General features: G+C 74.1%; 20 protein-coding genes. 14 read left to right on the forward strand and 6 right to left on the reverse strand.

The window, feature by feature from the left end; translation table 11 throughout:
- The first annotated feature begins 78 nt into the window (after positions 1 to 78).
- The 5 genes from WCD74_RS23100 (at position 79) to WCD74_RS23120 (ending at position 5,524) form a co-directional block, all read left to right on the forward strand.
- Positions 79 to 1,278, forward strand: a complete 1,200-nt coding sequence (locus tag WCD74_RS23100; RefSeq protein ID WP_337697237.1) for an alpha/beta hydrolase fold domain-containing protein — start codon at positions 79 to 81, stop codon at positions 1,276 to 1,278.
- 55 nt (positions 1,279 to 1,333) lie between these two features.
- On the forward strand, positions 1,334 to 3,397 hold the full coding sequence (thrS, locus tag WCD74_RS23105) for a threonine--tRNA ligase (RefSeq protein WP_337697238.1): 2,064 nt from the start codon (positions 1,334 to 1,336) through the stop codon (positions 3,395 to 3,397).
- A gap of 134 nt (positions 3,398 to 3,531) precedes the next feature.
- The gene (locus WCD74_RS23110) at positions 3,532 to 3,996 is read left to right on the forward strand and encodes an HIT family protein (RefSeq protein ID WP_337697270.1); all 465 of its coding nucleotides are present in this window, start codon (positions 3,532 to 3,534) and stop codon (positions 3,994 to 3,996) included.
- Complete coding sequence (gene pgsA, locus WCD74_RS23115; protein WP_337697239.1) at positions 3,993 to 4,649, forward strand: phosphatidylinositol phosphate synthase; 657 nt, start codon at positions 3,993 to 3,995, stop codon at positions 4,647 to 4,649. Before WCD74_RS23110 ends, pgsA begins: the two co-directional genes overlap by 4 nt.
- Positions 4,646 to 5,524: a phosphatidylinositol mannoside acyltransferase gene (locus WCD74_RS23120; protein ID WP_337697240.1), complete on the forward strand. Its 879-nt coding sequence runs from the start codon at positions 4,646 to 4,648 to the stop codon at positions 5,522 to 5,524. Before pgsA ends, WCD74_RS23120 begins: the two co-directional genes overlap by 4 nt.
- On the opposite strand, the gene WCD74_RS23125 is transcribed toward WCD74_RS23120, so the two are convergent.
- Both WCD74_RS23125 and WCD74_RS23130 read right to left on the reverse strand, forming a co-directional pair.
- A complete protein-coding gene (locus WCD74_RS23125; RefSeq protein ID WP_337697241.1) occupies positions 5,521 to 6,183 on the reverse strand; it encodes a DUF427 domain-containing protein in 663 nt (220 codons plus the stop codon). The genes WCD74_RS23120 and WCD74_RS23125 overlap by 4 nt on opposite strands.
- Positions 6,180 to 6,545 carry a hypothetical protein gene (locus WCD74_RS23130; protein WP_337697242.1) on the reverse strand — a complete coding sequence of 122 codons (366 nt, stop codon included), beginning with the start codon at positions 6,543 to 6,545 and terminating at the stop codon, positions 6,180 to 6,182. The genes WCD74_RS23125 and WCD74_RS23130 overlap by 4 nt, the downstream gene beginning before the upstream one ends.
- Positions 6,546 to 6,653: 108 nt before the next feature.
- Between WCD74_RS23130 and WCD74_RS23135 the strand changes: the two genes are divergently transcribed.
- From WCD74_RS23135 to WCD74_RS23145, 3 genes are all read left to right on the forward strand, one after another.
- Positions 6,654 to 7,157 (forward strand): CGNR zinc finger domain-containing protein, encoded by a 504-nt coding sequence (locus WCD74_RS23135; protein WP_337697243.1) that lies wholly within the window; start codon positions 6,654 to 6,656, stop codon positions 7,155 to 7,157.
- 72 nt (positions 7,158 to 7,229) lie between these two features.
- Entirely contained in the window at positions 7,230 to 7,922 is a 693-nt protein-coding gene (locus WCD74_RS23140; RefSeq protein ID WP_337697244.1) for a GntR family transcriptional regulator, read from the forward strand.
- A gap of 11 nt (positions 7,923 to 7,933) precedes the next feature.
- Positions 7,934 to 9,139, forward strand: coding sequence for an alpha/beta hydrolase (locus WCD74_RS23145; RefSeq protein ID WP_337697245.1), 1,206 nt, complete (start codon positions 7,934 to 7,936; stop codon positions 9,137 to 9,139).
- 7 nt (positions 9,140 to 9,146) lie between these two features.
- On the opposite strand, the gene WCD74_RS23150 is transcribed toward WCD74_RS23145, so the two are convergent.
- Positions 9,147 to 10,040, reverse strand: coding sequence for an SDR family oxidoreductase (locus WCD74_RS23150; RefSeq protein ID WP_337697246.1), 894 nt, complete (start codon positions 10,038 to 10,040; stop codon positions 9,147 to 9,149).
- 285 nt (positions 10,041 to 10,325) lie between these two features.
- The gene (locus WCD74_RS23155) at positions 10,326 to 11,441 is read right to left on the reverse strand and encodes an adenylate/guanylate cyclase domain-containing protein (RefSeq protein ID WP_337697247.1); all 1,116 of its coding nucleotides are present in this window, start codon (positions 11,439 to 11,441) and stop codon (positions 10,326 to 10,328) included.
- 106 nt (positions 11,442 to 11,547) lie between these two features.
- Here WCD74_RS23155 and WCD74_RS23160 point away from each other — a divergent pair, with 106 nt between their 5' ends.
- The 6 genes from WCD74_RS23160 to WCD74_RS23185 all read left to right on the forward strand — a co-directional run bounded on the left by WCD74_RS23160 (position 11,548) and on the right by WCD74_RS23185 (position 19,521).
- Positions 11,548 to 12,768, forward strand: coding sequence for an ROK family transcriptional regulator (locus tag WCD74_RS23160; RefSeq protein ID WP_337697248.1), 1,221 nt, complete (start codon positions 11,548 to 11,550; stop codon positions 12,766 to 12,768).
- A gap of 171 nt (positions 12,769 to 12,939) precedes the next feature.
- Entirely contained in the window at positions 12,940 to 13,746 is an 807-nt protein-coding gene (gene otsB / locus WCD74_RS23165) for a trehalose-phosphatase (protein ID WP_337697249.1), read from the forward strand.
- Positions 13,747 to 13,778: 32 nt separating this feature from the next.
- Positions 13,779 to 16,274 (forward strand): glycoside hydrolase family 65 protein, encoded by a 2,496-nt coding sequence (locus WCD74_RS23170; RefSeq protein ID WP_337697250.1) that lies wholly within the window; start codon positions 13,779 to 13,781, stop codon positions 16,272 to 16,274.
- 9 nt (positions 16,275 to 16,283) lie between these two features.
- On the forward strand, positions 16,284 to 17,039 hold the full coding sequence (locus WCD74_RS23175) for an HAD family hydrolase (RefSeq protein ID WP_337697251.1): 756 nt from the start codon (positions 16,284 to 16,286) through the stop codon (positions 17,037 to 17,039).
- Between the two features lie 8 nt (positions 17,040 to 17,047).
- On the forward strand, positions 17,048 to 18,052 hold the full coding sequence (locus WCD74_RS23180) for an ROK family glucokinase (protein ID WP_337697252.1): 1,005 nt from the start codon (positions 17,048 to 17,050) through the stop codon (positions 18,050 to 18,052).
- Positions 18,049 to 19,521, forward strand: a complete 1,473-nt coding sequence (locus tag WCD74_RS23185; RefSeq protein WP_337697253.1) for a sugar porter family MFS transporter — start codon at positions 18,049 to 18,051, stop codon at positions 19,519 to 19,521. Before WCD74_RS23180 ends, WCD74_RS23185 begins: the two co-directional genes overlap by 4 nt.
- Here the strand turns inward: WCD74_RS23185 and WCD74_RS23190 are convergent.
- Together WCD74_RS23190 and WCD74_RS23195 are read right to left on the reverse strand one after the other, a co-directional pair.
- On the reverse strand, positions 19,467 to 21,362 hold the full coding sequence (locus tag WCD74_RS23190; RefSeq protein WP_337697254.1) for a DUF6596 domain-containing protein: 1,896 nt from the start codon (positions 21,360 to 21,362) through the stop codon (positions 19,467 to 19,469). The genes WCD74_RS23185 and WCD74_RS23190 overlap by 55 nt on opposite strands.
- A complete protein-coding gene (locus tag WCD74_RS23195; protein WP_337697255.1) occupies positions 21,362 to 21,673 on the reverse strand; it encodes a YciI family protein in 312 nt (103 codons plus the stop codon). Before WCD74_RS23195 ends, WCD74_RS23190 begins: the two co-directional genes overlap by 1 nt.
- Between the last annotated feature and the right edge of the window lie 145 nt (positions 21,674 to 21,818).

Here is a 21,818-nt window from a genome sequence, read left to right on the forward strand (position 1 = left end):
GACCCGGGCCCACCGGGGGAGACCGGCGATCCGGGCCACAGGGGCGCAGACTCGATCACGGACGACGAGGAGGCGGGTGTGCCGGAGCACGGGAGGCGGGCCGCGGTCACCGCGCTGCTCGGGGGCGTGTCCGCGGCCCTCGTCGCGGCGGCGGGGTTCCGGCCGCTGACCCGCCGCTGGCCGGCGGCGGTCGCGGCGACGCTGCTGGCCGCCTTCGCCACCGAACTGCCCCGCCCGACCGCCCTGCTGACCGCCGGCGTCGCGCTGTCGGCCGCCCGGCGCGGCGCCGGGCGCTCGGGGCCGGGCCGGGTCGGGCTGGCGCTCGCGGCCGGGTCCGTGCTCGGGCTGCTGGAGCTGGACCGGCGGGCCCGGGCCACGGACGGCGTGCTGCGCGACGCCCTGACCGCGGCGCTGGGCACCGCGTCCCCGGACCCCGAGCCGCCCGCCTGGCTGTCGCCGCGCGCCGTCGCCGCGCCCCGGCGGTTCCGCGCGGCGGGCGCGCGCGACGTCGCCTACGGCCCGCACGGCGTCGCGAACCTCCTCGACGTCTGGCGCCACCCCGCCCTGCCCGACGACGCCCGGGCCCCCGTCGTCGTGGAGATCCACGGAGGCGCGTGGTCGTCCGGGCGCAAGGAGGGCGACGCGAACCCGCTGCTGTCGTTCCTCGCGGCCCGCGGGTGGGTCGGCGTGTCGGTGAACTACCGGCTCGGCCCGCGGCACCGGTGGCCGGCGCAGATCGACGACGTCCGGGCGGCGCTGGGCTGGGTGCACACGCACATCGCGGACCACGGGGGCGACCCGGACTTCGTCGCCGTCACCGGCGGGTCGGCCGGAGCGCACCTGGCCGCGCTGGCCGCGCTGACCGGGCGGGACGACGACCACACGCGCGTCGACGCCGCGGTCACGCTCTACGGCATCTACGACCTCACCGCCGACGATGGCAGCGGCACCCTCGACGAGCTCCTGGCGCACACGATGATGGCGGGGCCGCCCACCGGCTGGGCCGGCGCCTCGCCGACCCACCGGGTCCACCGCGGCGCGCCGCCGTTCCTGGTGCTGCACGGGACGGGGGACGCGGTCGTCGTGCCGGCGCAGAGCCGGGACTTCGTGCGCGCGCTGCGGGCGGTGTCGGCCGCGCCGGTGGCCTACGCCGAGCTGCCGCACGCCCAGCACGGGTTCGACGCCCTCCCGACGCCGCGCACGATGCTGGTGGTCCGCGCGGTCGAGGCGTTCCTGGTGGGGGTGCTGGGGCACCGGCCGCCCCGGCCCGGTCGATAGGCTGGTCACACACCGGCGGGAGGTCCCGCCGGACCCTCGACCCAGGAGTTCCGCCGTGTCCTCGCCTGCCAGCCCCGCGTCCACCCAGCACGTCCGGGTCGCGGCGGGCACGACGGCGGGCGCGGCCGTGCGCGAGGCGGGGTTCCCGGGCAGCGGCCCGCAGGCCGTCGTCGTCGTGAAGGCCCCGGACGGCACGCTGAAGGACCTGGCGTGGGCGCCCGAGGAGGACGTCGACGTCACCCCGGTCGCGGCGGACACCGAGGACGGTCGCGCCGTCATCCGGCACAGCGCCGCGCACGTGCTCGCGCAGGCGGTGCAGCAGCGCTTCCCGGACGCGAAGCTGGGGATCGGCCCGCCCGTCACCGACGGCTTCTACTACGACTTCGCGGTGGACACCCCGTTCACCCCCGAGGACCTCGCGGACCTCGAGAAGTCCATGAAGAAGATCATCAAGGCGAAGCAGAAGTTCGCCCGCCGCGAGTACGCCTCGCTGGACGAGGCCCGGGCGGAGCTGGAGGACGAGCCCTTCAAGCTCGAGCTGGTCGACCTCAAGGGGTCCGCCGAGGCCGAGGCCGACGGCGAGATCATGGAGGTCGGGGCGGGGGACCTCACCGCGTACGACAACATCCACGCCCACACCGGCGAGCGGGTGTGGGGCGACCTGTGCCGCGGCCCGCACGTCCCCACCACCGGTTACATCCCGGCCTTCAAGGTCACCCGCAGCGCCGCGGCCTACTGGCGCGGCGACCAGCGCAACGCGCAGCTGCAGCGCATCTACGGCACCGCGTGGGAGTCCCAGGAGGCGCAGGACGCGTACCTGGAGCGCCTGGCCGAGGCGGAGCGGCGCGACCACCGCCGGCTGGGCTCGGAGCTGGACCTGTTCAGCTTCCCGGACGAGATCGGTTCCGGCCTCGCGGTGTTCCACCCCAAGGGCGGGGTGATCCGCAAGGAGCTCGAGGACTACTCGCGGCAGCGGCACGCCGAGGCCGGCTACGAGTTCGTCAACACCCCGCACGCCACCAAGGGCTCGCTGTTCGAGCTGTCCGGGCACCTGCAGTGGTACGCGGAGGGCATGTACCCGCCCATGCAGCTCGACGAGGAGCGGGGTCCCGACGGCGAGCTGAAGCGGGCGGCCGTCGACTACTACCTCAAGCCGATGAACTGCCCGATGCACAACCTGATCTACCGGTCGCGCGGGCGGTCCTACCGGGAGCTGCCGCTGCGGCTGTTCGAGTTCGGGACGGTGTACCGCTACGAGAAGTCCGGCGTGGTGCACGGTCTGACCCGGGCCCGCGGGTTCACCCAGGACGACGCGCACATCTACTGCACGCGCGACCAGATGGCGGGGGAGATCACCTCGCTGCTGGAGTTCGTGCTGGGCCTGCTGCGCGACTACGGCCTCGACGACTTCTACCTCGAGCTCTCCACCCGCAACCCGGAGAAGTCGATCGGGTCCGACGAGGAGTGGGCGGAGGCCACCGACGCGCTGCGGGAGGCCGCGTCGAGCTTCGGGCTCGACCTCGTCGACGACCCGGGCGGCGCCGCGTTCTACGCCCCGAAGATCAGCGTGCAGGCCAAGGACGCCATCGGCCGGTACTGGCAGATGTCGACCATCCAGGTCGACCTGATGCTGCCCGACCGCTTCGAGCTGGAGTACACCTCCTCGGACGGCTCCCGGCAGCGCCCGGTGATGATCCACCGCGCGCTCTTCGGGTCGATCGAGCGCTTCTTCGGCGTGCTCACCGAGCACTACGCCGGCGCGTTCCCGGCGTGGCTCGCGCCGGTGCAGGCGGTCGCGATCCCGGTGTCGAACGACCAGGCGGACTACGTCGACGGCATCGTCGCGGACCTGCGGGCCCGCGGCCTGCGGGTCGAGGCGGACCACTCCGACGACCGCATGCAGAAGAAGATCCGCACGCACACCCTGGCGAAGGTGCCGTTCCTGCTGCTGGCCGGCGGCAAGGACGCCGATGCCGGGGCGGTGTCGTTCCGCTTCCGCGACGGCAGCCAGGTCAACGGGGTGCCGGTGGACACTGCCGTCGAGGCCGTGGCCGCGTGGGTGGCGGGCCGGGAGAACACGTCGCCCGACGAGGCGTCCTTCGGTCCGCGGGTGTGGTGACCGGCGAGCGGGGACTCCCGCCCCAGCCCGGGAGGCCGGAGTCCGGCGTGCCCGCGGAGCACCCGACGGAGGCCGACGAGCTGACCGGGGCCGGGACCCCGGACGGGTTCCGCCGCCTGTGGGCGCCCCACCGGATGGCCTACATCGCGGGAGAGCAGGGCACCGGCGAGGTCGACGGCGGGTGCCCGCTGTGCGCGATCCCGGGCCGCTCGGACGCGGACGGCCTCGTCGTGGCCCGCGGGGAGGCCGTGTACGCGGTGCTCAACCTGCACCCGTACAACCCGGGGCACCTCATGGTGGTGCCCTACCGGCACGTGGCCCGGCTCGACGACCTCACCGACGACGAGTCGACCGAGCTGATGCGGTTCACCCAGCAGGCGGTCCGGGCCCTGCGGGAGATGTCGTCGCCGCACGGCTTCAACGTCGGCATCAACCTCGGCCACGTCGCCGGCGGATCGCTGGCCGACCACCTGCACCAGCACGTCGTGCCCCGGTGGGGCGGCGACGCCAACTTCATCACCGTGATCGGCCAGACCAAGGTGATCCCGGCGCTGCTCGCCGAGACCCGGGAACGGCTGGCGGAGGTGTGGTCCTCATGATCAACGAGTGGGGGCGTGCGGCGATCAGCCGCAGCCTGGAACCGGCGGGCCGGTGGCTCGTCCGGCGTGGCATCCACCCCGACGCCATGACCGTCTTCGGGACGGCCGGTGCGACCGGCTTCGCGATCTGGCTCATCCCGACGGGCCACCTCTTCGCCGCCTCCATGATCGTGTGGGGGTTCGCGATGCTGGACGTCCTGGACGGGGCGATGGCGCGGGCGCGCGGGGTGTCGAGCCCCTTCGGCGGGGTGCTCGACTCGCTCTGCGACCGCATCGTCGACGGGACCGTGTTCGCCGGCATCGCGTGGTGGGCGGCCGCGAACGACCGGTGGACGATCGTCGCGCTGGCCCTGATCTGCCTGATCTCGGGCCAGCTGATCTCCTACATCAAGGCACGCGCCGAGGCGTCCGGGCTCCAGGGCGGGGGCGGGGTCGTCGAGCGGGCGGAGCGGCTGATCCTCGGCCTCACCGGGATCGGGCTGACCGGCCTGGGGGTGTGGTGGGCGGTGGACGTCGCGCTGTGGCTGCTCACCGTCGGGTCGCTGGTGACCGTCGGGCAGCGCATCCACGCGGTGTGGGCCAGCGCCCGTGAGCAGTACGGGGCAGCGACCGGGCGGACGGACGCGCCGGAACCCACGCGGGACGTGGGGTGAGCGCCGCCGAACAGGCGGCCGATCTGGGGTACGCCGCGGGGTGGCGGCTCGTGCGGGGACTGCCGGAGCCGGTGGCCCGGGGCGCGTTCGACCTCGGGGCGGACCTCGCCGCACGGCGGGGCGGGCCGGGGGTGCGGCGGCTGCGGGCGAACTACGCGCGGGTGCGGCCGGATCTCTCGGTCGAGGCGCTGGACGAGCTGACCCGGGCCGGCGTCCGGTCGTACGCGCGCTACTGGCGTGAGGCGTTCCGCCTGCCGTCGATGGACGCGAAGGCCCTGGCGAACGAGGTCGACGACGACGTCGTGGGCCGGGAGCACCTGGACGCCGCGCTCGCCCGCGGCCGCGGGGCCGTCGTGGGGCTGACCCACTCCGGGAACTGGGACGTCGTCGGGACGTGGGCGGTGCAGCGCTACGGCGGGTTCGCGACGGTGGCCGAGCGCCTGCGCCCGGAGTCGCTGTTCCAGCGGTTCGTGGCCTACCGCGAGTCGCTCGGGTTCGAGATCCTGCCGATGACCGGGGGGGAGGCACCCGTCCGGGGCCTGCTGCGTGCGCTGCGGGCGGGCCGGATCGTCTGCCTGGTCGCGGACCGCGACCTCTCCCGGCACGGCGTCGGCGTCGACTTCTTCGGGCACCGCGCCGCGATGCCGCCCGGCCCGGCGTCGCTGGCGGCGGCGACCGGCGCCCCGCTGCTCCCGCTGGGCTGCTGGTTCACCGGACGCGGCTGGGGCTTCCGGATCCACCCGCCGATCACCGTCCCCTCGAAGGCGGACGTACCGGCGGCGACGCAGGCGATGGCGGACGCGTTCGCCGGCGAGATCGCCGAGCACCCGCAGGACTGGCACATGCTGCAGCGGATCTGGCCGGACCTCGGTTAGCCCACCTCGACGTCCAACCGGGTGTCGTCGAACGCGACCAGGCCGGCGATCGCGGTGAGGGCCGGCGCCGGGGAGCCGTAGCTCCAGGCGACGTCGGCCAGGTCGCCCGAGCTCCACCAGGCCGTGGTGACGCCCTTGTACGGACAGCGGGTGACGGTGTCGGTCGGCGCGAGCCGGGTGAGGTCGACGTCGGTGGGGTCGAGGTACCACCGCGGGGGGAGACCGGTCTCGAACACCGCCACGGGGGCCGTCGACCGGGCCAGGACGGTCCCGGTGCCGCGCATCGTCACGGTGACGGCGCGGTCGGAGCGCACCGCGTCCACGCGGACGTAGGGGCTGCGCGGGTGCCCGTGGACCGGCTCGGACTCCTCGAACCAGGCGAGGTCCTCGTGCAGGGGGACGACGAGGTGGTCGGGCAGGTCCGGGGCGGCGTGCCCGCGGACGGCGAGCCGGTCGGCGAGGTCGGCGAGCGGCACCGCGTACTGCGGGTAGTACGGGTGCTCCCAGACGTAGAGCGCCCGGGTCGTGCCGAGCACCCAACCGTCGTCGTCGCGGGCCCGGATCCGGCGGGGGCAGGGCTCCACGTGTCCGGCGGCGACGGGCGGTCCCGGGAAGTGGCCCGGCTGGAGGCCCTCGGCGGCCGGCCGGGACGCGCTCATCGCAGGACCGCCGAGGCGACGCTCGCGCGGGCGAGCAGCACGGCGCGGAGGTCCTCCCACTGGTCGGGCCGACCGATCCAGCGGACCCGGCCCGGCGCGTCGCGCAACGCCCGCAGCACCGCGAGCCGGTCACGCGAGCCGGCGGGCGCGGTCAGGGCCGGGTGCCGGGTCAGGGGTGCGCGCCACCGCGCGGGATCGAGCACGACGACATGGTCGGCCGCCCCGGGGTGCGTGCGCTCGGAGGGGTCGGCGACGCGCGCATCGGCGAGCCCGGCGAGCAGGTCCACGGCGCGGCTCGCGGCCTCGCGCCCCCGATCGTCGGGTCGGGCGGGGACGACGAGGACGCTCGGGAGGGATGGCACGGAGACCTCCAGGTTAAGGGGTAAAGTGTCGTTGGAGCACTTACCGTAGAGGCGGCGAGGTAAGGGATGCAAGTACCTTTAGACGATTACTCGTGGTCGGGCAGCGTCGTGACCGACCTGGTGAACACCGCCCCCGGCGTGTGGAGCGGCGTCGACCAGCTCGGCGACGACGCGGCCCTGCGGGACTTCCTCGACGGGCACCGCCTGGGCGCCACGCGGATCACCGCGGACGACGTCGCGGACGTGCACGCCGTGCGCGAGCGGCTGCGTCCCCTGGTCGAGACCGCGGACGCGGGGGGGCGGGTGGCCGGCGCGGCGGTCCTCACCGAACCGGTGGTCCGGGTCGCGCTCGACGGCGACGCGTGGGTGGCGGTGCTCGCCGAGGACACCGGCGCGGCCGAGGTGCTCGGAGTGGTGGGTGGCCTGGGTCTGCTGTCGGTGCAGCGGCACCTCGGATCGGACCGCTTCCGTCCGTGTGCGTCCGACACCTGTTCCGGGGTCTTCGTGGACGTCAGCCGGCCCGGTCGGCGTCGGTACTGCATGCCCGGGCACTGCGGGAACCGCGTGAACGTCGCCAACCACCGGGCCCGACGTCGGGCGCGCGACACGTAACCGATTGCGGGTACCCGCGGTACCGGCAAGTCGTGGTAGGACCGGGGAGTGTCGCCGTCCCGGGTCTCCCACGTGCAGACCGTGGTGGAGCGGCTCTGTCGCACCCTCGGACCGGGGGCGCTGCTGCCCGGCGAGCGCGAGCTCGCCGAGACGTGCGCGGTCTCGCGGTCCACGGTGCGCCTGGCGCTCGCCGAACTGACGAGCCGACGGGTCGTGGAGCGGCGGCACGGCGCGGGGACCTACGCGCGGCGGACCGCGCCGGCCCAGCCGCTCGACGCGCTGTCGTTCCGCGACGACATGGCGCGGCGCGGGCTGCGCCCGGACAGCCGGCTGCTGTGGTGCGACGAGATCCGCGCGGACGCCGAGCTGGCCGCGGTGCTGGCCCTGGAGCCCGGCGCGGAGGTGCTGCGCGTGGCCCGGCTGCGGCTGGCCGACGACGAGCCGATGGCCCGCGAGCTGCTGCACGTGCCCCGGTCGATCGCCCCGGACCTCGACGGCCGGGAGCTCGACGACGGGGTGTCCTGGTACGACCTGCTGGCCGCACGCCACGGCCGCCGCGTGGTCGACGGGACCCAGGGCGTCGAGCCGGTCCTCGTCACCGAGGAGGACTCGGTGCTGCTCGGGGTCGCCGCCGGGAGCCCCGCCTGGCGCTTCGTGCGCACCTCGCGCGACGAGGACGGCGTGGTCGTCGAGTGGGTCGACGCGCTCGTGCGCGCCGATCGGTACCTGATCGAGGTGCCGATCACCCGGCCGCGGTCCCCGTAGTCTCGGCGCCCGTGACGCCCACCCGCGCCCCGCGCCGACGTCTCGCCGGTGCCGTCCTCGGTGGGGTCGCCCTGGTCGTGCTGGGCGCCGCCGCCGTCGCGGTGGCGCTGGTGGCACTGGGCGCCCTCGTCCCCGGGCTGGGGGCGGTGTCCGGGCACGCCACCGTGATCGTCCAGGGCTACGGGCCGACCCTCGTGGTGGTGGGTCTCGTCGTGGTGCTCCTCGCCCTGGCGACGCGGCTGCGACTGCGGCGGGCCGGCACCGGGGTGGCCGTGCTCGGGGTGGTGGGCACGGTCGCGCTCGGCGTCGTCGTCGGGCAGGTGGTCGGCGCGGCGGGGCAGGCCGGGGGATCGGTGGACCTGCTGCGCGCGGTCGACCCGCACGGCGCGGTGTCGATGCCGGACGGCTACCCGCGGTACGGGACCGGCCCCGACGGTGCACCGCTGCACGCCGCGCTCTACCGACCGGGTCGGGCGCCCGGCCCGGTGCCGGTGCTCGTGTACGTCCACGGCGGGGGCTGGGTCGGCGGCTCCGAGCTCGACAACTCCGCGGACATGCGCTGGTTCGCCGAGCAGGGACGGCTCGTGATCAGCGTCGGCTACACCCTCGCGACCCCCGGCCGCCCGACCTGGGACGTCGCGGGCGCCCAGGTGGCGTGCGCCCTCACCCAGGTCGCGGGGCTGGCGCCCGGCCTGGGCGGGGACCCCGGACGGATCGTGCTCGCGGGGGACTCGGCCGGGGGGCAGCTCGCGGTGTCGGTCGCCTACCGCGCGGCCTCGGGCACCCAGCGTTCCGCGTGCGGCGGCCGGGTCCCGGTGCCGCGCGGCGTCCTGGTGCAGTACCCGGCCGTGGACCCGGTGGGCGCCTGGGAGCAGGGCAACTACCCCGGACAGCCCGGCGGTGCCGCCCGGGGGTTCCAGGAGACCTACACCGGCGGCACGCCCGACCAGGTCCCGGACCGCTACACGGCGATCGCCGGCGTCCCGGCGATCACGCCCGCGGCCCCGCCGACCCTGGTGCTCGGGCCGACCGAGGACGAGCTGGTGCCGCCGAAGGGCGTGGCGGACTTCGTCGACGCCGCCCGCGGGGCCGGGGTGGACGCCACCCTCGTCCGCATCCCGTACGCCAACCACGCCTACGACATCGGCGTCAGCTCGCTGGGCAACCAGGTCCGGCGGACGGTGAGCCGGCACTGGCTGGAGACCCACGGCTGGTGACCGCGCGTCAGTGGAGGGCCCAGGCGTCCGGCTGCGTCCCGTCGAGGTCGGTCACGCCGTAGGTGCGGGCCAGCTCGCCCGCGGTCACCGACGCCTGGTTCCACCGGGCCCGCTCCGGGTCGGCGGCCAGCGCCGCGATGCCGCGCCCGACGAAGCGCGGCGTCTCGGACTGCGCGAAGCCCTCCGGCGCCCGCTCGAGCGCGTCGCGCCACGTCTCCTCGGTGACGCCGTACGCCTCGAGCATCAGCTCCGAGCGCATCCACCCCGGCGTCACCGCGAGGGCCGTGGCGCCGTGCGGGGCGAGCTCGTGGCCCTGGGACCACCCGAGCCGGTTCACCGCGACCTTCGCGAGGTCGTAGTACGCGGAGATCCGGTAGTTCTCCGCGTTGAAGGCCGTGGTGCCGTCGGTGACCTCCACGACCAGCCCGCCCGGCCGCGCCAGCAGCAGCGGCAGCAGGTGGTGCGACGTGATCAGGTGGGTGTCGACCGCCAGCCGCAGGATGCGCAGCCCGACGGCGAGGTCGTGCTCCCAGACCGGGGTGTCCCACTCCGGGGGTGCGCCCTTGAGGTCCTCGGCGCCCCAGATGTCGTTGACGAGCACGTCGATGCCGCCGTGCTCCGCGCGCAGCTCGGCCGCCAGGGCCGCCACCTGGTCGGGCTCGAGGTGGTCGACCTGGCGGGCGATGCCCGTGCCCCCGAGCGCCGTGACCAGCTCCGCAGTCTCCTCGATCGTCTCCGGGCGCCCCGCGTAGTCCGACACCACGTCCGCGCGCCCGGCGCGGCTGGACCGCCCCGTGCACACCACGGTCGCCCCCGCCTCGCCGAACGCGGCCGCGATCCCGCGCCCGGCTCCGCGCGTCGCGCCCGCCACCACCACGACTGCCCCGTGCAGATCGGTCATGGGGGCACTGTGCCCGAGGGGTCCGACAGTCAGCCGGACCCGAGTGCGACGTGGGGCAGGTTCTGGTGCGCCGGGGCCTGCGTGGTGTCGCTCTCGGAGGAAGGGGTCCGGCGGCGGGACAGTCAGCCGGTCGCGAGTGCGACGTGGGGCAGGTTCTGGTGCCCCGGGACCTGCGTGGTGTCGCTCTCGGAGGAAGGGGTCCGGCGGCGGGTGGGTGCGCCGGTCGCGAGTGCGACGTGGGGCAGGTTCTGGTGCCCCGGGACCTGCGTGGTGTCGCTCTCGGACTCAGTCCGCGGGGGTCAGGTCCACGACGGCGAGCGTCCCCGCGTCGCGGCGGGCCTTCGGGTCGTCGACCGCGAGGTCGCCGAGCGGGCGGTAGGTCAGGCGCAGGGGGTCGAGCCCCAGGGCGGTGGCGTCGTCGTCGACGAGGCGCTCCACCAGGGTCTTGGACGCGAGCGTCTGCCCGCCGGACGCGACGTGCTCCATCCGCGCGCACTCGGTGACCTCGTCGCCCAGGGCGGTCACCTCCAGGCGCCCGCCGGTGACGATCTGGCCGATGTAGAGGTCGGCGCCCCAGTGCACGCCCACGTTGATGCGGCAGTCGTCGTCGGACACGCCCACCCCGTCCGCCGCGAGGTCGGCGACGATCGAGCAGAGCTCGCCGGGCAGGGCCAGGGCGACCGCGAGCGCCGCCCGGGCGGCCGCCGAGTCGGTGTCCTCGGCGAGGAAGAAGGCGCTCGCGCCGTCGCCCGCGTGCTTGCCGACGATGCCGCCGTGGCGGGCGACCAGGTCGTCGAACATCGTCGTGAAGCGCCGGACGAGGTCGAAGTACGCCGGGGTGGGGAGCCGGCGGGCGAGGGGCCCCGAGGAGTCGATGTCGGCGAACAGCACGGCGGTCGGGCGACGTCCCGGCTCGGTCAGGTCGGCCATCCGCGTGAACATGGCCTCGTCGCCCTCGCTGACCAGCGCGAGCACCCGCGCGGGGAGCAGGGGCGCGTACACGGTCGCCGTCCCGGCGAGCGTCCCGTCGCGGGTGCGCACGGCGAGGCCGAGCATCCCCACCGGGCGCTCCCGGTGGGCCAGGTGCAGCTCCACGGTGGAGACCCAGACCGGCGGCAGGTCGGTCGCGGGGTCGAGGCGCCGCCCCAGGTCGCGCCGCAGCTCCGCCCGGGTCTCCTCGCCGAGCATGGCCTGCCAGATCGGCAGCTCCAGGCCCTCGTCGACGTGCATCCCGTGGCCGACCTCGGACTCGGGGTCCGCGCCGGCCAGCTCCAGCATCTGGTCGGAGACCCACCGGAGCCGGCCCTCGTGGTCGTAGACCTGCGACGCGGTCCGCCCGGCGGCCAGGGCGTCGATCACGGTCTGGCGCAGATCGGCGAGGTCGGCGTCCGAGTCGCTCACGCGGACGGACGCTAGCGCTCCTCTGTCCGCCTCGCTCCGCGGCTGCATTCAGCCGGTGTACGGGCAGAACGTGGCACAAGCCACAGCGACGCGCTACGTTCAACCGATGAACACGGTCGGGCCCGGCTCACCGGCCGGGCTGCGGGAGGCGAACCGTCGACGCGTGCTCGACGCCGTCCTGGCGGCGGGCGAACCGACCCAGTCCGGGATCGCGGCCGCCACCGGGCTCGCGCCCGCGACGGTCTCCAACATCGTGCGGGATCTGTGCCGCGAGGGCAGGTTGAGCGCCTCGACCGCGGTCCGGGGCGGCCGCCGGGTGCGCGCGGTGCGCCTCGCCCCGCTGCCCGGGGTCGTCGCGGGCATCGACTTCGGGCACCGGCACGTCCGCGTCGGGATCGGCGCGACGACGATGGCCGGCGTCCGCGACCCGGCGGACGACGACGGGGCCTCGGTCCGGCTGCTCGCCGAGCGCAGCACCGACCTCGCCGAGGGGCACGAGGCCGCGCACGGCCTCGACGCCGCGGCCGGGCTGCTCGACGACGCCCTCGCCGACGCCGGCGTCGCCCGGACCGACCTGCTCGCCGTCGGGATCGGTCTGCCCGCCCCGGTCGACGCCCGGACGAGCGCCGTCGGCGAGCCCGGCATCCTCCCGGGCTGGGTCGGCATCCACGCGGCCGCGCTGGCCCGCAAGCGCCTCGGCGTACCCGTCGTCGTCGACAACGACGCCATGCTCGGCACCCTCGCCGAGCAGGCATGGGGGGCGCTCCAGGGCGTCGACGACGGGATCTACCTCAAGCTCTCGGACGGCGTCGGGGCCGGGTTGGTGCTGGGCGGCCGGCCCTACCGGGGACGCGCCGGGACCGCGGGCGAGATCGGGCACGTCGTCGTCGACGACTCGGGTGGCCCGCCCGGCGGGTCGGTGTGCCGGTGCGGCAACCGCGGGTGCCTGGAGACCTGGGCCTCGACGGCGACCGTGGTGGGCCTGCTCGAGCCCCTGCTCGGCGCCCCGCTGACGGTCGGGGAGGTGGTGGCGCGTGCCCGCGGCGGACACGCGCCCTCGCGGCGGGTGCTCGCGGACACCGGCGGGCAGGTGGGTCGTGCGATCGGCGGGCTCTGCAGCGTCCTCACCCCGGCGCGCGTCGTGGTCGGCGGCGAGCTGGCCCAGGCGGGGGAGCTCCTGCTGGACCCGATGCGCGCCGCGCTGGAGCGCTGGGCGCTGCCCGGGGCGGCGGACGGGGTGGAGCTGACGACGGCCCGCCTCGGCGCCCACGCGCACGTCCTCGGGGCGGTCGCCCTGGCCCTCGAGCACGTGCTCGACGCGCGCTGAGGCCCGGTGTATGCGGGCTCGGGACGGGGCATACGGCGCATGTCAAGATCGGCTCGTCGCGTTCATCCGTTGACCGCGAACCGTGCTCGAATTAGCCTGTGAACAGCGTCACAAGGCGTCGGGGAACTTTCCCGGCGGAACCGGGCGCCCGCCGACGTGGAGGTCGCATCGATGAGCGCACGAGCGTCGCAGCTGCCCGATCCGGGGACGGTGCTCACCGAGCGGGGCGCAGCGGACCCGTCCTACGCGGTCTTCCTGGACTACGACGGCGTCCTCACCCCGATCGTGGACCGGCCGATGGACGCCGTGATGACCGACGAGATGCGCCGCATCGTCTCCGAGCTCGCGAAGCGGGCCAGCGTGTGCGTGGTCTCGGGCCGCGACCGGCCGGTGATCTCCCAGCTCATGGGGCTCGACGACCTCGTGGTCGCGGGCAGCCACGGGTTCGACATCCACAGCCCGGAGACCGGCCGGATCACCCACGACGCCTCGGAGGGCTTCGAGGACCTCGTCGCCGAGGTCACGCGGGAGGTCCAGGAGCGCGCCGGGAGCGTCGAGGGCACGCTCGTCGAGCCCAAGCACGCGTCGGTCGCCCTGCACTACCGGGCGGTCGACCCGTCGGCCCACCCGCAGGTGCAGCAGCTCGTCGACGACGTGCTCGCCGCGCACCCCGGCGAGCTCCGGGTGACGCCCGGCAAGTTCGTGCACGAGATCCAGCCGAAGATCGACTGGAACAAGGGCAAGGCCGTCGAGCACCTCCTCGACGTGCTCGACCTGCGCCGCCCCGGCGTCCTGCCGATCTACGTCGGGGACGACATCACCGACGAGGACGCCTTCGCCGCCCCGAGCATCGCCGACGGCGGGCTCGGGGTCCTCGTGATCGACCCGGCCGACGCCGACGCCCGCGAGACCACCGCCGCCGCGGTGCTCGCCGACGTCGACGCGGTCGGTGCCTTCCTCGATTCGCTCGCCCGCTGACACCCGAGTCAGGCAGTAGGAGGAGAACGACGGTGACCACCGACGAGCAGTCCGAAGGCTGGACCCTCACCTGGCGCGGCCTCGATCCCGACGAGGAGGGCCTGCGCGAGGCCCTGTCCTCGACCGGCAACGGCTACTTCTGCACCCGCGGTGCGGCGGAGTGGGAGGAGACCGAGCCGCCGAAGCACTACGCCGGCACCTACGCCCACGGCGCCTACAACCGCGAGACGACGATCCTCGGCGGGCGCCCGGTGCTCAACGAGGACCTGGTCAACCTCCCGAACTGGCTCACCCTGATGCTGCGCATCGAGGGCGAGGAGGCGATCACCCTCGACAACGTCGAGGTGCTGGACTACGAGCACACCTACGACATCCGCACCGCGCTGGTCACGCGCACGATGCGCTTCCGCGACCGCAAGGGTCGCGAGACGACGCTGCGCAGCCGCCGCTTCGTGTCGATGGCCCACAGCCACCAGGCCGCGCTGGAGTGGGTGCTGACCCCGGAGAACTGGTCCGGGCAGATCGGCATCGTCACCGCGATCGACGGGCGCGTCGACAACACCATGGTCGCCCGCTACCGCGACCTCGAGGGACGCCACCTCGACCCGGTCACCCCGCGGACGTTCGGCCCGGAGATCATCGCGCTGAAGGTGCGCACGCGGCAGTCGAACCTCTACGTCTCCGAGGCCGCCCGCACGCGCATCGCGCGCAGCCGCGGTCGTTCGTGGCAGGCCGTCGAGCCGAAGCGCACGTTGCACCAGATGAACGACTACATCCAGCAGGTGCTCGACCTCGAGGCGCACGAGGGTGAGGCCATCAAGGTCGAGAAGCTGGTCTCGTTCTTCACCAGCCACGACAACGCGATCACCGAGACGCTGACCGCGGCCGGCCGGCACGTCGAGCGCTACCCCGACTTCGCGGAGGCCTTCGCCGAGCACGAGTCGGCCTGGACCGAGCTCTGGGACGTCTGCGCCATCGACCTGCCGTCGGAACCCCGCGTACAGCTGCTGCTGCGCTTCCACACCGCGCACATCCTGCAGGTCTGCTCCCGCCACACCGCCCGCCACGACGCCGGGGTGCCGGCCCGCGGGCTCAACGGCGAGGCCTACCGCGGCCACGTCTTCTGGGACGAGCTCTACGTCTACCCGTTCCTGAACTTCCGGCTCCCGGAGATCACCCGCGGGCTGCTGATGTACCGCTACCGGCGCCTCGCGGAGGCCCGGGCGGCGGCGGCCGAGGCCGGCTACTCGGGGGCGATGTTCCCGTGGCAGTCCGGGTCGGACGGCACCGAGGAGACCCAGGTGGTCCACCTCAACCCGCTCTCGGGGCAGTGGGACCCGGACCACTCGCACAACCAGCGCCACGTCAACGCGGCGATCTTCTACAACGTCTGGCAGTACTACCAGGCCACCGACGACCTGGAGTTCCTGCGCGACTACGGCGCCGAGCTGATGCTCGAGATCGCGCGGTTCTGGGCCTCGATCGCCCACAAGAACCCGCAGACCGGCCGCTACGAGATCCACGGCGTCATGGGGCCGGACGAGTTCCACGAGGGCTACCCGGGTGCCGAGACCGGCGGGCTGCGCAACAACGCCTACACCAACGTCATGGTGGCGTGGATCTGCTCCACCGCGCCCAAGGTGCTCGACCTGTTGACCGGGAGCCGCCGCCGCGCCCTGCGCAGCCGCCTCGGCATCACCGACGCGGAGATCGCGCGCTGGGAGGAGATGACGCGGCTGATGTACGTCCCGACCCACGACGTCGGCGACGGGCACCGCGTGGTCAGCCAGTTCGAGGGCTACGAGGCCCTCGAGGAGCTGGACTGGGAGGGCTACCGCGCGAAGCACACCAACATCCAGCGCATGGACCGCATCCTCAAGGCCGAGGGCGACGACCCGGACCGCTACAAGGTCGCCAAGCAGGCCGACGCGGTGATGCTGTTCTTCCTGTTCTCCGACGTCGAACTGCGCGAGACGCTCGACCGGCTCGGCTACGGCGAGATCGCCGACGACCCGGACTTCGCCCGCCGCGCGATCGACTACTACGACCACCGCACCTCGCACGGCTCGACGCTGTCGCTGGTGGCGCACGCCGCGGTCCTGGCCGGGATCGACCCGTCGTCGTCGTGGGAGCGCTTCATGGTCGCGCTCGAGTCCGACGTCGGCGACGTGCAGGGCGGCACCACCAAGGAGGGCATCCACATGGGTGTCATGTCGGGGACCCTCGACCTCCTGCAGCGCGCGTACGTCGGGTGCGACGTGCGCGACGGGGTCCTGCACTTCCAGCCGCGAGTGACCACGCGACTCGACGGCCTGCGCTACTCGATGGTCTTCCAGGGCACGTCGCTGCACGTGTCGGTCACCGGCGGGGAGCTGGTCGTCGAGGTCGCCACCGAGGGCTTCTCGCACCCGATCCGCGTCGGGATCGGCGGCGAGGTGCGGGAGATGGGCGCGGGCGACCGGGCCGCGGTCCGCCTCGTCGACGACCCCACGCAGATTCCCGGTCCCACCGAGCTCGAGCACGTCTGAGGAGGAGAAGTGGCAGCGAACGGTGCCTTTCGAGGCGGCATCTTCGACGTCGACGGCGTGCTCGTCGACTCGCCGCACGAGCAGGCGTGGCGGGAGTCCCTGCAGGAGCTGATGGAGGGCCCCTGGTCCGACATCCGCGAGCAGACGTCGTGGAGTCGCGACGCCTTCACCTCCGAGGTCTACCACCAGCGCATGTCGGGCAAGCCGCGCAAGGCCGGCGCGACGGCGGCGCTGGAGTACTTCGGCGTGCCCGACGTCGAGGCCCGCGTGGCCGAGTACGGCGAGTACAAGCAGGAGATGATCATCCGCCTCATCAAGGAGGGACGGTTCTCGGCCTACGAGGACGCCGTCCGCTTCGTGATCGCGGTGAAGGAGGCGGGCATCCCGATCGCCGCGGCCTCGTCGTCGAAGAACGCGAAGCTCTTCCTGGAGAAGATCGACCTCGCGAACTACGGCGGCTCCGGGAACCTCCACGAGGTCTTCGACGTCGACGTCTCCGGCCGCGACTTCGCCCAGGGAAAGCCCCACCCGGAGATCTTCCTGACGGCGGCGAAGGAACTCGGCGTCGACCCCGGCGACGCGTTCGTCTGCGAGGACGCCACGAACGGCATCCAGGCGGCCAAGGCCGGCGAGTTCGCCGCGATCGGGGTCGCCCGGGCGGACGACACCGACGCGCTGGCGGGCGAGGGAGCCGACATCGTGGTCACCGACATGGGCACCATCGACGTCGCGAAGCTGGCGTCCCACGAGCTCGCGACGAAGTAGGTGCTCGGATGACCGAACCGGGGGAGGTCCCCGACGACGGCCTGACCGTCGGGGTGGACGTCGGCGGCACGAAGATCGCCGCCGGCGTCGTCGACGGCGACGGGAAGCTGATCGCGCACACCCGGCGCGAGACGCCCGCCCAGTCGACCGAGGGTGTGCTGTCCGGGATCACGGACGCGGTCCGCGAGCTGGCCGGGGCGCACGAGGTGCACGCGGTCGGCATCGGCGCGGCCGGGTTCGTCGACGCGAAGCGGTCCACGGTGATGTTCGCGCCGAACCTGGCGTGGCGCGACGAGGACCTGCGGTCGAAGCTCACCGCCGCGCTCGACCTGCCCGTCGTGGTGGAGAACGACGCGAACGTGGTGGCGTGGTCGGAGTCGCGCTTCGGCGCGGGCCGCGACCACGACGACCTCGTGGCCATCACCATCGGCACCGGGGTCGGCGGCGGCATCGTGGTCGGCGGCCGGCTGCTGCGCGGCGGCTTCGGCGTGGCCGCGGAGATCGGCCACATCACGATGGTCCCCTACGGCCGCCGGTGCGGGTGCGGCCTGCAGGGGTGTTGGGAGCAGTACGGGTCCGGGCGCGCCCTGGTCACCGAGGCCCGCGAGATCGCCCGGCACTCGCCGGCGTTCGCCGCGGGGCTGCTCGAGCGCGCCGGCGGAGAGCCGGACGCGATCACCGGGGAGATGGTCACCGAGCTCGCCCAGCAGGGCGACGTCGGGGCCCTGCACTGCTTCGACGAGATCGGACGCTGGATCGGGCTCGGGTGCGCCCAGCTCGCCGCGGTGCTCGACCCGTCGTTGTTCGTCATCGGTGGCGGGGTGTCCGAGGCGGGGGAGGTGCTGCGGTCGCGGGTCGAGGCGACCTTCCGCGGCCACCTCACCGGCCGCGGCCACCGTCCGGTGGCGGAGGTCCGCCTGGCCGAGCTCGGCTGGGAGGCGGGCATGGTCGGCGCGGCCGACCTGGCACGTACTCATCCCGACACCGCTGTCACGAGAGGTACCACGTCATGACCACTGATCAGCCGGTCGGGCCGGGGGGCTCGTCGGTCTCGCCCGGAGCCTCCGGGAACCAGCCGAAGACCACGACGAAGGCGATCCTCGTCTCCATCGTGGCCGCCGTCGGCGGCTTCCTCTTCGGCTTCGACTCCAGCGTCATCAACGGCGCGGTCGACGCCCTGAACAACCAGTTCAACCTGAACGACAGCCCCCTGCTGGCCGGGTTCGCGGTCGCCTGTGCGCTGCTCGGCTCCGCGGTCGGCGCCTGGTTCGCCGGCCCGGTCGCGGACCGCTACGGCCGCGTCCGGGTCATGCTGATCGCGGCCGCGATGTTCGCGATCAGCTCGATCGGGTCCGGCCTCGCGTTCGCCGTCTGGGACCTCATCATCTGGCGGATCATCGCCGGCATCGGCATCGGCATCGCGTCCGTGATCGCCCCGGCCTACATCGCCGAGATCGCCCCCGCGCACATCCGCGGCCGGCTGGCCTCGCTGCAGCAGATGGCGATCGTGCTCGGCATCTTCGTCGCACTGCTCTCCGACGCCCTGCTGGCCGGGGTCGCGGGCGGCGCGGCGAACGAGTTCTGGATCGGGCTCGAGGCCTGGCGCTGGATGTTCATCGTCGGGGTCATCCCGTCGGTGATCTACGCCGTCCTCGCCCTGCGCATCCCGGAGTCGCCGCGCTACCTCGTCGCCAAGGGGCAGATGGAGAAGGCGACCGAGGTGCTCGCGTCGGTGGAGGCCCGCTCGCGGGAGTCCGTCCAGCACAAGATCACCGAGATCGCGGACTCGCTGCGCCGCGACGTGAAGCCGTCGCTGCGCGACCTCTCCGGCGAGCGCTTCGGCCTCAAGCCGATCGTCTGGGTCGGCATCCTGCTGTCGGTGTTCCAGCAGTTCGTCGGCATCAACGTGATCTTCTACTACTCGACGACGCTGTGGCAGGCCGTCGGGTTCTCGGAGTCCGACTCGTTCACCGCCTCGGTGATCAACGGTCTGATCAACGTGCTGTCGACGATCGTCGCGATCCTCATCGTGGACCGGGTCGGCCGCCGCCCGATGCTGCTCGCGGGCTCGCTCGGCATGACGGTCACGCTCGGCGTCATGGCCGTCGCGTTCTCGCAGTCGGTGCCCACCGTGAGCGAGAGCGGCGAGGCGACCGTGGGCCTTCCTGGCGCCTGGGGCCCGATCGCCCTGGTGGCGGCGAACCTGTTCGTCGTCGCGTTCGCGATCACCTGGGGTCCGGTGGTCTGGGTCCTGCTCGGTGAGATCTTCCCGAACTACCTGCGTGCCGCCGCGCTCTCCGTCGCGGCCGCTGCGCAGTGGATCGCGAACTTCCTCATCACGGTGACGTTCCAGTCGCTCGCCGACATCGGGCTCACCCTGGCGTACGGCCTCTACACGGCCTTCGCGCTGATCTCCTTCTTCTTCGTCTACCGGTCGATCTCGGAGACCAAGGGCAAGGAGCTGGAGGAGATGACGGCCTGACGCAGTGACGTCAACGTCGAGCCGCCGGAGGCCCGTTTGAACAGGTACTCGGCGCGCTCGTAGGAGAGTCGGCGACGCCCGGTGTGCGGACACAGGTCCCGCGCACCGGGCGTTCGCGTCGGTCCGGGTCGGCGGTCGGAGAGGAACACCGGCCCGGCGCTCCTGGTCCCGACGAGGGCCGCGAGCAGCTCCGCGGTCGTCGGCGAGCAGGTCACCCGGGGGAGGTCGGCGACGTCGAGCGCGAGCACCGCCGTCACACTCGCGCCGGACTCGGCGAGCAGGGTCCACAGGGCGCGCTCGCGCGGTGGTCCGTCCGGGACCGGGGTCGCGGGTCGCGTCGCCCGTGCCGCCACCGGTCGGGCGGGGAGCCCCGCGGCGAGTTCCGGGCGCCCGATGAAGGCGGCGAACGTCCGGACGGTGGACCGGTGCCGGTTCCACGTCGCGGGCGAGACGACGCCCCAGGCGGTGGTGACGACCGCGGCCACCCCGTCCGCGTCCAGTGCGGAGAGCGGCTCGGCGTCGCCCAGCGCGCCGAGCAGCCGGTGCAGGGTCTGGCCGTAGGAGCGGCGCGAGGCGGGGGAGAGGTCCTCACGCGCGAGGAACCGGTGGACCGCAGGCCCGAGCGTCGGGCCCGTCGCCGCGACGGCCGCCAGCGCGTCGGCCCGGCGCAACAGCACCGCGCGCTCGGCCCCGTTCCCGGTCAGGGCCGCGGCCCGCCGCCACTGGATCCGGGCCTCCGCGTCCCTCCCGAGCCGCCCCAGGAGGTCGGCGCGGACGGCGGGGAGCAGGTGGTAGCTGCGCAGCCCGCCCTCGGTCTCGAGCTCCTCGACGGCGGCGAGCCCCGCCTCGGGGCCGCGGGCCCGCCCGAGGGCGACGGCCCGGTTCAGCCGCACGACCGGCGTCGGCAGCACGGCCGCCAGGAGGTCGTACAGCGTCGCGACCTGCGGCCAGTCCGTGGGCCCCGGGCGTGCGTGCGCGACCGCGATCGCGGCCTGCAGCACGTAGGGCCCCGGCGGCCCGTGCTGCACCTCGCGCGCCCGCAGCAGGGCCGTCAGTCCGCGGCGCACCGCCGCGTCGTCCCAGTGCGAGCGGTCCTGCTCGTCGAGGGGGACCGGGGCCCCGGTCGCGTCCGTCCGCGCCGCCGACCGCGAGGCCTGCAGCTCCATCAGGGCGAGGAGGCCGTGGACCTCCGGCTCGTCGGGGGCCGCCTCCGCGAGCAGCCGGCCGAGGCGGAGAGCCTCGCCGGTCAGGGCCGGCCGGAGCAGGTCGTCGCCGCCGGTGGCCGTGTAGCCCTCGTTGAAGACGAGGTAGACGACCTCGAGCACGGACGCGAGCCGCGCACCGAGCTGGTCCGGCGGCTCGACGCCCAGACCCGCGAGCGTCCGCTTCGCATGCGCGATCCGCGCGACGACCTGCGGCTCGTGCAGCAGGAACGCCCGGGCGATCTCCGCGGTCGACAGCCCCGCGACGAGCCGCAGCGTCATCGCGGTGCGTTCCTCGCGCGCCAGGTCAGGGTGGCAGGTCAGCAGCACCAGGCGCAGGACGTCGTCCGGGTCCGGGGGGTCGGCCGTGGTGTGGGGCGGGGGCCCGTCGTCGGGAAGGTCGGTGAGTCGGTCCGTGCGCCGGAGGTGGTCGATCGCGCGGCGGCGGGCGACCGTGGTCAGCCACGCCGCCGGGGCGTCGGGGACACCGGCGCCCGGCCACTGCTCGAGGGCGGCGACCAGGGCGTCCTGGGCGAGCTCCTCGGCGAGGCCGACGTCGCCAACCATCCGCACCAGGCCCCCGACGATCGTCGCGGACTCGGAGCGCCAGACGGCGGCGGCGACCTCTCCGGGGTCCATCAGGGCCCGAAGACCTGGTGGATCGTCGACTGGCCGTCCCCGACGATCGCGCGGAACCGCCGCGCGACCTCGAGGGCCTCGTCCCAGGTCCCGGCCTCGATGATCGCGAAGCCGAGGACGGCCTCCTTGGCCTCGACGAACGGGCCGTCGGTGACGGTGACCTCGTCGCCGGAGCTCTCCATGCGGCGGGTGTCCGGGCCGAGGCCGCCGGTCATGACGAGGTGCCCGGAAGCGGTCATCTCTTCGATGAACGCACCCATGTCGGCGAAGAGGGCCTCGTCGGGCCGCCGGCTGTTCTCGCCCGTGGTCATGAGGAATCGCATCGTGGTCTCCCTGGGTGGAGCGGGTCGGTCGTCATGACGTCGGGCGGGGCGATGTGACAGGGAATGTAGCCGTTCCCTGTCACATCGCGGTGCCCGACGTCCTGCCGACAGCACGTCACCCCGAGGAGGACGC

Source organism: Actinomycetospora aurantiaca (assembly GCF_037401875.1).
Lineage (GTDB): Bacteria > Actinomycetota > Actinomycetes > Mycobacteriales > Pseudonocardiaceae > Actinomycetospora > Actinomycetospora aurantiaca.

Bases quoted from the DNA above. Each gene is read 5' to 3' on its own strand.
- WCD74_RS23180 (WP_337697252.1), top strand. From the start codon at position 17,048: ATGACCGAACCGGGGGAGGTCCCCGACGACGGCCTGACCGTCGGGGTG.
- WCD74_RS23125 (WP_337697241.1), bottom strand. From the start codon at position 6,183: ATGAGCGCGTCCCGGCCGGCCGCCGAGGGCCTCCAGCCGGGCCACTTC.
- WCD74_RS23190 (WP_337697254.1), bottom strand. From the start codon at position 21,362: ATGGACCCCGGAGAGGTCGCCGCCGCCGTCTGGCGCTCCGAGTCCGCG.
- pgsA (WP_337697239.1), top strand. From the start codon at position 3,993: ATGATCAACGAGTGGGGGCGTGCGGCGATCAGCCGCAGCCTGGAACCG.
- WCD74_RS23150 (WP_337697246.1), bottom strand. From the start codon at position 10,040: ATGACCGATCTGCACGGGGCAGTCGTGGTGGTGGCGGGCGCGACGCGC.
- WCD74_RS23195 (WP_337697255.1), bottom strand. From the start codon at position 21,673: ATGACCACGGGCGAGAACAGCCGGCGGCCCGACGAGGCCCTCTTCGCC.
- WCD74_RS23185 (WP_337697253.1), top strand. From the start codon at position 18,049: ATGACCACTGATCAGCCGGTCGGGCCGGGGGGCTCGTCGGTCTCGCCC.
- WCD74_RS23110 (WP_337697270.1), top strand. From the start codon at position 3,532: ATGGCCTACATCGCGGGAGAGCAGGGCACCGGCGAGGTCGACGGCGGG.
- otsB (WP_337697249.1), top strand. From the start codon at position 12,940: ATGAGCGCACGAGCGTCGCAGCTGCCCGATCCGGGGACGGTGCTCACC.
- WCD74_RS23160 (WP_337697248.1), top strand. From the start codon at position 11,548: ATGAACACGGTCGGGCCCGGCTCACCGGCCGGGCTGCGGGAGGCGAAC.